The 9,460-nt window shown below is 31.1% G+C and carries 13 protein-coding genes and 1 riboswitch; of the genes, 9 read left to right on the top strand and 4 right to left on the bottom strand.

All coding sequences use genetic code 11. From position 1 onward, the window contains the following. The first annotated feature begins 21 nt into the window (after window positions 1–21). Entirely contained in the window at window positions 22–129 is a 108-nt protein-coding gene (locus LQ686_RS13635; RefSeq protein ID WP_220473078.1) for an IS3 family transposase, read from the top strand. Between the two features lie 336 nt (window positions 130–465). On the opposite strand, the gene LQ686_RS13630 is transcribed toward LQ686_RS13635, so the two are convergent. Beyond that, window positions 466–963, bottom strand: a complete 498-nt coding sequence (locus tag LQ686_RS13630; RefSeq protein ID WP_103361430.1) for a P-loop nucleotide/nucleoside kinase family protein — start codon at window positions 961–963, stop codon at window positions 466–468. An 88-nt stretch (window positions 964–1,051) separates the two neighbouring features. Then, on the bottom strand, window positions 1,052–1,471 hold the full coding sequence (locus tag LQ686_RS13625; RefSeq protein WP_232339593.1) for a YolD-like family protein: 420 nt from the start codon (window positions 1,469–1,471) through the stop codon (window positions 1,052–1,054). Between the two features lie 257 nt (window positions 1,472–1,728). Between LQ686_RS13625 and comGC the strand changes: the two genes are divergently transcribed. The 8 genes from comGC (at window position 1,729) to gcvPB (ending at window position 7,923) form a co-directional block, all read left to right on the top strand. Continuing rightward, on the top strand, window positions 1,729–1,995 hold the full coding sequence (comGC, locus tag LQ686_RS13620) for a competence type IV pilus major pilin ComGC (protein WP_119594349.1): 267 nt from the start codon (window positions 1,729–1,731) through the stop codon (window positions 1,993–1,995). Next, complete coding sequence (gene comGD, locus LQ686_RS13615; protein ID WP_259339431.1) at window positions 1,973–2,422, top strand: competence type IV pilus minor pilin ComGD; 450 nt, start codon at window positions 1,973–1,975, stop codon at window positions 2,420–2,422. Before comGC ends, comGD begins: the two co-directional genes overlap by 23 nt. Further along, window positions 2,406–2,687 (top strand): competence type IV pilus minor pilin ComGE, encoded by a 282-nt coding sequence (gene comGE / locus LQ686_RS13610; RefSeq protein WP_107566175.1) that lies wholly within the window; start codon window positions 2,406–2,408, stop codon window positions 2,685–2,687. The genes comGD and comGE overlap by 17 nt, the downstream gene beginning before the upstream one ends. Then, window positions 2,662–3,096 (top strand): competence type IV pilus minor pilin ComGF, encoded by a 435-nt coding sequence (gene comGF, locus LQ686_RS13605; RefSeq protein ID WP_103361426.1) that lies wholly within the window; start codon window positions 2,662–2,664, stop codon window positions 3,094–3,096. The genes comGE and comGF overlap by 26 nt, the downstream gene beginning before the upstream one ends. Window positions 3,097–3,330: 234 nt before the next feature. Next, window positions 3,331–3,819, top strand: a complete 489-nt coding sequence (locus LQ686_RS13600; RefSeq protein ID WP_037588260.1) for a shikimate kinase — start codon at window positions 3,331–3,333, stop codon at window positions 3,817–3,819. A gap of 16 nt (window positions 3,820–3,835) precedes the next feature. After that, window positions 3,836–3,931, top strand: a riboswitch (glycine riboswitch). Between the two features lie 80 nt (window positions 3,932–4,011). Continuing rightward, window positions 4,012–5,100 (top strand): glycine cleavage system aminomethyltransferase GcvT, encoded by a 1,089-nt coding sequence (gcvT, locus tag LQ686_RS13595; protein ID WP_239733452.1) that lies wholly within the window; start codon window positions 4,012–4,014, stop codon window positions 5,098–5,100. A gap of 11 nt (window positions 5,101–5,111) precedes the next feature. Further along, window positions 5,112–6,455: an aminomethyl-transferring glycine dehydrogenase subunit GcvPA gene (gene gcvPA / locus LQ686_RS13590; RefSeq protein ID WP_119594061.1), complete on the top strand. Its 1,344-nt coding sequence runs from the start codon at window positions 5,112–5,114 to the stop codon at window positions 6,453–6,455. After that, window positions 6,448–7,923: an aminomethyl-transferring glycine dehydrogenase subunit GcvPB gene (gcvPB, locus tag LQ686_RS13585; protein ID WP_037588250.1), complete on the top strand. Its 1,476-nt coding sequence runs from the start codon at window positions 6,448–6,450 to the stop codon at window positions 7,921–7,923. Before gcvPA ends, gcvPB begins: the two co-directional genes overlap by 8 nt. 232 nt (window positions 7,924–8,155) lie before the next feature. On the opposite strand, the gene istB is transcribed toward gcvPB, so the two are convergent. Together istB and LQ686_RS13575 are read right to left on the bottom strand one after the other, a co-directional pair. Next, on the bottom strand, window positions 8,156–8,920 hold the full coding sequence (gene istB, locus LQ686_RS13580) for an IS21-like element helper ATPase IstB (protein ID WP_239703074.1): 765 nt from the start codon (window positions 8,918–8,920) through the stop codon (window positions 8,156–8,158). After that, a partial coding sequence (locus tag LQ686_RS13575) for a Mu transposase domain-containing protein (protein ID WP_481817099.1) occupies window positions 8,913–9,460 on the bottom strand: 548 nt, incomplete at its 5' end. The genes istB and LQ686_RS13575, both read right to left, overlap by 8 nt.

Genomic DNA, 9,460 nt, shown 5'->3' with positions numbered 1-9,460 from the left:
GGGCTTAGAAGCTCTAATACCATTGTAATAGATATTGTCGAAAATTACATTGAAAACTATAATAAAGTTAGAATTCAACAAAAACTAGGCTGCTTATCCCCTATAGAATATAGGAAATTAGCAGCCTAGAAAATAGTGTTTTTATTGTGCTCCCTTAGTAAGGGTGCAGTGCCATGAATAGGTGGGCTTTTTTTATGCTATAATTTAATTAGGCGGAAGAGGTTAGAAGTATATAGCCACCCATATTACAGGGTGGTCTTTTTATTTTTACTGCTTTTATCGTTATTAAATAAAAAGTGGTAAAGTAGTTGGAATATGATACAAACCACCGGTATAAGTAGGTAATATTCTGCTGGAAGTACATATACTAAAATTAGACATAAAATTAGAAAGGGAACCATTAGAATATAATACCTTTTGTCTTTAAACATTTAATCACCTTATAGAGATAGTGTACTTTATTTATTAATCATTGCTATTTATTTCTAGAATATTTAATCCTTCCAATTCCTTTGGTTCCTCGAAGAATGAAGTGAGATAATTGAAAGTAGATTCAGTATCAAAATTATTCCTTTCTGGTTCCTCTAGTTGTCTTATTTTTAGGTGTTCTAAACATTTTTTGTTATCAACATTTATATATATAAGTTTATGATAGGCATTTATTTCATTAGCTATATTTAATAACCATCTTCTTTGATTTTTGGTGTTTCCTGGAAAGTCCATAACTACATCTGTCCCAACACACAATATATTCTGTACATGTTTTTTTATCAAAGGTTTTATTTGTTTTGACAAATTTTGATAATCTTCTATTGTCTTAATTTTATTTGGATACAGACTTTCAAGCCATTCGTCTTCTGATAATAAAACTGCATTTTTTTCGTTCGTTAATTGTTTTGACATTGTTGTTTTTCCAGCACCCATTTTACCTGTGAAAAAATATAAAGTTCCTAAATTATTCATATTGAATCTACTCCTAAATGTTTTTGGATTATAATAGTTTTTACTTTAATATACACTTTATCATAAATGTACTGTAAATATGGTGCTTTTACTCTATCTCCACAATACAATCCATACTCAATAATACTTTCTCGCCATTCTCTAGTACCTCTAACTTATTCCTTTCACTATCAAACTTATTAATCTCACATTCAATCGTTTTGTAGTATCCATTTTCCCAATACTTAATCGTTGCTGGTGGATCATAAAATAATTTTTGAGCCAACACATCGTTCAAATCACGTAACGCTAATTCATCTAAGATAGGTTTATCTGTCTTACTTTGGTCTTTAATATGCTGATTAATAATTTCGTATTGTTGTGGCACACTAGCAAATGGCGCCCACTTAATCATCTTACGTCCCTCTGGGATATTACTGTTTAGATACTTTTTAGGTATTTTTCTATAGTCCGTTTCATATTTATATGGTTCGGGCATACCAGGGTTAATGATTTTCAATTTAAACACCTCACGTATAATTAGTAGTTTAATTATACGAACAAATGTTCTGTTTTCTAAAGCGATGTTTAACTAAAATATTGACCACATATATAATTGTCAGAAAACTCAACACAAAGAGATTATAGATATTAAAAAGTAACATATTGACCACAGGGAAATAATAAAACGATGAATAAAAATAAATATAATTTTTTAGTTATTCCTGCAACAACAGTACTTCGAATGTAATAGAATATATAGCGTTTATCGTTACTATAATTGAAATGTTAATAGTTCTTCTAATAATAAGTATATTATTGGTGATCATCATACCAAACATTAGCAAGCAATCAGAGACGGTAAAAAGTACTGGATGTCAGGCTCAAGTGAAGATGGTTGCTGGACAAATAGAAGCTTATACATTGAAGCACGATGCTAAACCAAATTCTATAAATGATTTAGTAAGTGATGGTTATATTAATCAAAAGCAACTGACATGTAAATCAGGTGAAACAATTACACTTGAAAATGGTGAAGTTGTTGCACATTAATGTTAATAAAGGTTTTACGCTGGTGGAAATGATTATTGTGTTATCCATCATCAGTATTATCTTTATGGTGACAATGTATTTATCTATAAACGCATTGGCTCGTAGTGGATTAAACAATGGCATAGATGATTTTGAAACTAAGCTAGAGTTCTTAGAAACGAAATCTCTATCACAAAAGCAACCTATATTAGTTTGGTTTAAACCTAATTCAGATAAAATATTTTATCAAATTGAGAAGAATCAGATTCAATCCATATCGCTCTATAAAGGTCGTATTTCTAAAAATAATGAGTTTACGACATTAGTTTTTGATGGAGAGGGTAATATTAACCAATTTGGTACTTTAAAAGTGGAATTTAATGAAAGAAAGTATCATGTTATTTTTCGCATCGAGAAAGGGAGATATAGAATTGTTGAAACGACATGATGGGTATGTGTTTATAGATTTTATGTTGTCTATTTTTATCATAATGCTATTGAGTGGGACATTACTGCCTTTAGTTACAACATTAAATGAAAATATCACTCGAGAACACGATAGAATAAAGCTTTATCAAATGCTTTATCAAACTGTGCAATCAAAATCTATCGAACCAAAATATGATGTAAAGAGATATAAATATTTAGAGTTTAATACAAAAGTTTGTATGAAAGATGAATTGAAAAATGAAAAAATATGTATTGAAAAATAGTAAAGGCTTTACGATGATAGAAATGCTACTGTCATTATCTTTTTTATTAATTATATTAGCTTTAATCCCATTGCTCATTAAGAGTCTTTATTTATTTAAAGATAATGCAATGGATCATACACATTTTGAATTGATGATGTTCAGAAAAGAACTCTCCGATGAAATAAAAGAGAGTACTATAAAATTAGACAACGCTTATAACAGGATTAAATTCATAAATGAAACACGTTCTACAGAATTCACATTATTAAATGGAAAGATAATAAAAACTATAAATGGCCGAGGTAACATCACTTTGGTTAATAATGTGAAGACTTTTCAAGTAGATAAAATATCTAACGAAACGTTTAAAGTATTTATTATTATAAGAAAAGGCGATAAAGAAATACTTGAAGAAATTTATATCTAATGATGCTGGTTTTATTTTACCGTTATTACTTGGAATATTATTTATATATAGTTCCTTTTTGTCATTTTACTTAGTACAATATAGCTTTAAGCTTAATACTTATCACAATTTAGAGCAATACTATGTACGTGAAATAAAAATTATGATAAATAAATAATTTTAAGCTTTTTATTTTCTGAATAATGAGATAGAATAAAGTTTAAGTTGAAATGAAACAACTGAGGAGTAGATTTAATGTCAATCGTATTAATTGGATTTATGGGTGTTGGCAAAACAACTATCGGAAATTTGTTGAGCGAACATTATGATAAAAGTTTAGTAGATATAGATACTTATATCGTTGAAACAACTCAATTACCAATCCCACAAATTTTTGAAAAATATGGTGAAAAACATTTTAGAGATTTAGAGTATCAGGCTTTAAAAAAATGGATTGACCAAGATGTGATTATTTCAACTGGTGGCGGTATTGTAGAATCAGAATTATGTAAAGAATTATTAAAGCAAAATGACAATACTTTTTGGTTAAAATGTGATGTCGAAATTCTATTTAATAGAATTAATCATGATAATAACAGACCGAATGCTAACGGAAAGTCATTAAATGAATTAAAAACCTTGTATTCAAAACGAGAATTAAGTTATAATGAAATCGCATTCAAGCATATTGATGCTAACAGACCTAGAGAAGTAGTTGCAAGTGAGATTATTGAATCTCTATAAGCTTAAATATTTGCGAATGATCAAAGTTAGAGAGAATGAATGATATATTCATCGCCGAAGGAGCAAGCCAGATTTGAGTGAATCTCTCAGGCAAAAGGATAACTTTGTGACGCATTCCTGAAGAGCACTTCAACAGGGTAGCGAAAGCTACCCTGTTTTTTTATTATACATATTCAGAAGGGGAGAGTTATGATGACGACAGATTTAAAACAAACACCTTTGTATCAAACTTATATAGATCAAGGTGCTAAAGTAATTGATTTTTCTGGATGGGCTTTACCAGTCCAATTTTCAAGTATTAAAGAGGAGCACAATGCAGTAAGAAATCATGTAGGTATTTTTGATGTAAGTCACATGAGTGAAATTCTCGTTACAGGTGAAGAAGCGGATCAGTTTATTCAATACGCATTAACGAATGATTCAACATTATTAACAGATAGTAAAGCTCAATATACAACACTATGTAACCAAGATGGCGGCGTGATTGATGATTTAGTTGTTTATAAATTAGACGACAAAGTTTATTTCTTAGTTGTCAATGCAGGTAATACAGATAAAGACTTCGAATGGTTAAAATCAATTAAAGATTTTAATGTAAATGTTGAAAATAAATCTTCTGAATATGGCCAATTAGCAATCCAAGGTCCAGAAGCACGCGAACTAATTCAAAAATTAGTCAGTGATGATGTATCAGAAATGAAGATGTTTGAATTTAAACAAAATGTAACACTATTCGGGAAAGAAGTTATATTATCTCAATCTGGATACACAGGTGAAGATGGTTTTGAAGTTTATTGTGCCGCTGCAGACACTAAAGCAATTTGGGATGGTTTTATAAACGAAAATGTTGTTCCATGTGGTCTTGGTGCACGCGATACATTAAGACTTGAGGCTGCATTACCATTACATGGCCAAGATTTATCTGAACAAATCACACCATATGAAGCTGGTATTGGATTTGCTGTTAAACCATTAATTGAAGATGACTTTATAGGCAAAGATGTATTAAAAGCTCAAAAAGAAAATGGCGCTCCAAGAAAATCAATCGGTATAGAAATGATTGATAAAGGCATACCAAGAACAGATTATGCAATTCTAGATACTGATGGTAATGAAATTGGTTATGTAACTTCTGGAACACGGTCTCCTTCAACTGGTAAATCAATTGCTATGGGATTAATTGAGAAGGGTGCATTTGAATTAGATAAAGAAATTTTAATACAAGTTAGAAAAAGACAAGTAAAAGCTAAAATTGTTAAAAAATCATCATTTAAATCATAGGAGTGAATAAAATGGGTCACCGCTATATACCTTTAACTGAAAAAGATAAATCTGAAATGTTAGATGTCATTGGTATTCAATCTGTAGACGAATTATTTACGGATATACCTGAATCTGTAAGGTTTAATAAACCATTAAATATTAAAGAAAAGAAAGCTGAAACGCCTTTATTACGTGAACTATCTCAAATTGCGAATAAAAATATTACAAGTGAGACACATGCTTCATTTTTAGGCGCTGGCGTATATGATCACTATATTCCAACTGTTGTAGATCATGTTATATCTCGTTCAGAATTTTATACTGCTTATACACCTTATCAACCAGAAATTTCACAAGGTGAATTACAAGCTATTTTTGAATTTCAAACTTTAATTTGCGAACTAACTGGTATGGATGTAGCTAATTCATCTATGTATGATGGTGGAACTGCTTTTGCTGAGGCAGCTGTTCTTGCAGCAGGTCATACTAAGAAGTCAAAAGTAATTGTATCTAAATCTGTACATTATCAATCTATAGAAGTACTTAAAACATATACTAAAGCACAAGATATTGAAGTAGTTGAAGTTGATTTAGACGGTAGTGTAACAGACTTAGAAAAGTTGAAAGCAGTTATCGATGACGATACAGCAGCAGTATGTGTTCAATATCCTAACTTCTTTGGTTCTTTAGAAGACTTAGAGGCAATTAAACAGTTAATCGCAGATAAAAAAGCTTTATTTATTGTATCAAGCAATCCATTAGCACTTGGTTTAATTACACCTCCTGGAGAGTTCGGTGCTGATATTGTTGTAGGTGATGCACAAGTATTCGGTATTCCAGCACAATATGGTGGACCTCATTGTGGTTATTTTGCATCTACTAAGAAACTTATGAGAAAACTACCAGGACGTTTAGTTGGTCAAACGCAAGATGAAGATGGCAATAGAGGCTTTGTTCTTACGTTACAAGCACGTGAACAACATATTAGAAGAGATAAAGCGACATCAAATATTTGTTCTAACCAAGCTCTAAATGCTTTAGCAGCATCAGTTTGCATGAGTGCTTTAGGTAAGAATGGTGTGTTTGAAATGGCTAAACTTAACATGGAAAAGACAACTTACATGAAACAAAAAATGCAAGAAGCTGGATTTGATGTGTTAGAAGGTATTTCATTCAACGAATTTGTTGTTAAATTTAACAAACCTATAAGTGAAATCAACGCTGAATTACTTGAAGAAGGTATTATTGGTGGATTTGACTTAGGTTTTATAGACGAAGCATTAAACAATCATATGTTAATTGCAGTAACAGAATTAAGAACAAAAGAAGAAATCGACACATTTATCAAAAAAGTAGGTGAATACAGTGCGTAAACCATCAAGCGAATTAATATTTGAAAGATCTAGAAAAGATAGATTTGCATATTCTTTACCTGAAAAAGATGTTGAAACACAAGATGTTCAAGATCTTTTAGGAGATAAATTTACAAGAAAACAAAAAGCAGAATTACCAGAAGTTAGTGAATTAGATTTAATGCGCCACTACACTGAATTATCTAATAAAAACCATGGTGTAGATACTGGATTCTATCCTTTAGGTTCATGTACGATGAAATACAATCCTAAAATTAATGAAAAAGTCGCTAGAATGTCTGGCTTTGCAAACGCACATCCATTACAAGATGTTTCAACTGTTCAAGGCTCATTAGAAATCATTTATGATTTACAAGAACATTTAAAAGAAATTACGGGTATGGATGAAGTAACACTTCAACCTGCAGCAGGTGCGCACGGTGAATGGACTGCTTTATTAATGATTAAAGCTTTCCACGAAGCAAATGGCGATTTCAATAGAACGAAAGTTATCGTTCCAGACTCAGCTCACGGTACGAATCCAGCTTCTGCAAAAGTAGCAGGTTTCGATACAGTAACTGTAAAATCTAATGAAAAAGGATTAGTTGATATCGAAGACTTAAAACGTGTAGTTGGAGACGACACAGCTGCTATCATGTTAACTAACCCTAACACATTAGGTTTATTCGAAGAAGATATTTTAGAAATCAGAGAAATCGTACACCAAGCAGGTGGTAAACTGTATTACGATGGTGCTAACTTAAATGCAATTATGAGTAAAGTTAGACCTGGGGATATGGGGTTTGACGCTGTTCACTTAAACTTACACAAAACATTCACAGGACCTCATGGAGGCGGTGGACCTGGTTCAGGACCAGTCGGTGTTAAAGCAGATTTAGTACCATTTTTACCTAAACCAACAGTAGTTAAAGAAAATGATACATTTAAATTCGAACATGATATGCCACAATCTATCGGAAGAGTTAAACCATTCTTCGGTAACTTCGGTATCTATTTAAGAGCTTATACTTATATTAGAACGATGGGACCAGATGGATTAAAAGCAGTTTCAGAAACAGCTGTATTAAATGCTAATTACATGTTGAGAAGATTACAAGATCACTTTGATACACCATATACACAACACTGTAAACACGAATTCGTAATCAGTGGTTCAAGACAGAAAAAACTTGGTGTAAGAACATTGGATATTGCTAAACGTCTCTTAGACTTTAACTTCCATCCACCAACAATTTACTTCCCAATCAACGTGGAAGAATGTATGATGATCGAGCCAACAGAAACAGAATCTAAAGAAACTTTAGATGCATTCTGCGATACGCTTATTCAAATTGCTAAAGAAGCAGAAGAAACTCCAGAAGTTGTATTAGAAGCACCACATACAACTGTCATTGGTCGATTAGATGAAACACAAGCAGCAAGAAAACCAGTACTTAAATTTGAATTACTAAAAGAAGAAAAAGCATAATAAAAAGCGTCTTGGTCGTAATTTCTAAATTAAAATAAATAACATCTCATTCCTTATATTCAAATAGGGTAATGAGATGTTTTTTTATTTGAAAATATTAGATGGTTAGACAACATGTGAGTTAAAGCCCACATTAACTCACTAGATTGAGAAAGATGTGAGTTAAAGACAACTGTAAATGTCAACGTAAAAATGTACATAATTGATTGTTTAACAATGTACAAAATTGATGTTATGTCTTGTCACTTTCTCTCGGTATGTGGTTTTTTAATCGGTATGATTTACCTGTAATTTTAACGACATTTGAGTGATGTAAAATCCTATCTAAAATAGCGTTTGCTATTTTAGGATCCTCAAAAACTTCGTTCCATAAATTAAAATTTATGTTAGTTGTAAATATCGTGCTCTTCTTTTCATATCTTAAATCTATTAGTTGGAAGAATAATTTGGCTTCTTCATTATCAATTGGTAAGTAGCCAATTTCATCAATAATTAACAGTTTGTATTTACCATAATGTTTGATTCTGCTTTCTAACCTGTTCTCTATCTGTGCTCTTTTTAAATTCTGAATGAGATCGTGACACTTTATAAAATAGGTACTGACTCTTTTTTTAGCTGCTGCCATGCCTATGGCTGTGGCTAAATGTGTCTTACCGACACCACTAGAGCCTAAAAATACAATGTTTTGATAGTTTTCTATAAAGCGTAAATTCGAAAAATCTAATAGTTCTTGTTTGTTAATCGATGGTTGAAAGGAAAAATCAAAATCTGATAGTTCTTTTTTGAATGGGAAAGCTGCCACTTTAACCATTGACTCAATCATATTTTCCTCTTTAACTGCGATTTCATAATCACTCAATTTTACTAATGTATCAATAAATGACATTTCATTTTTAATGCTGAAGTCTATGACTTCATCTAAATGATTGATCATTCGATTCATTTTTAGATATTCTAAATTTTCTTTTAATCGTCTATAATTTGTTGAATTACTCATCATAAAGCTCTCCTATCGTTTTTAAATTATCTAATGCAATTTGATCAATATCATTATGATTTCCACAGGAAATCGCTAAAGTTTCTAGATAATGCTGCTTTTCATAATTTAATTTACGGCGTGTGATAGGGTGTTCTACGATTAATTTGGTGTTATAATATACATGTAATATTTGATCATAAATTTGAACTTCAACTGTTTTTACGCAATATTTAGCTGGTACTGAATATTGATTGGTCTGATATGTAATCATATTAGAACGGTTGACTTTCAAGTATTTATGTTTCACTTTATATGAGTTTCTTACATGTACATGTGGTAGTGTCTGTAAGGAACTCTTTTCTTTTTCCAATTCAATTATCGGTATTTTACCAGTACCTACATGTACAGAATAATTTAATCGATCGTTTAAATTTGAAATAAATGATGGAATCTCATTTAAATATAGTTCTCCTTGATATGCATGTATCTCATCCAATATCTTCATAATAGACTCGACTTTCCCTTTTGTTCTTGGTCTACCAGCGACACATGGTCGTA

Source organism: Mammaliicoccus sp. J-M41, from assembly GCF_022385935.1.
GTDB lineage: Bacteria > Bacillota > Bacilli > Staphylococcales > Staphylococcaceae > Mammaliicoccus > Mammaliicoccus sciuri_A.
The sequence above is the reverse complement of the archived record's forward strand: the minus strand, read 5'-3'. Positions and strand labels throughout refer to the sequence as shown.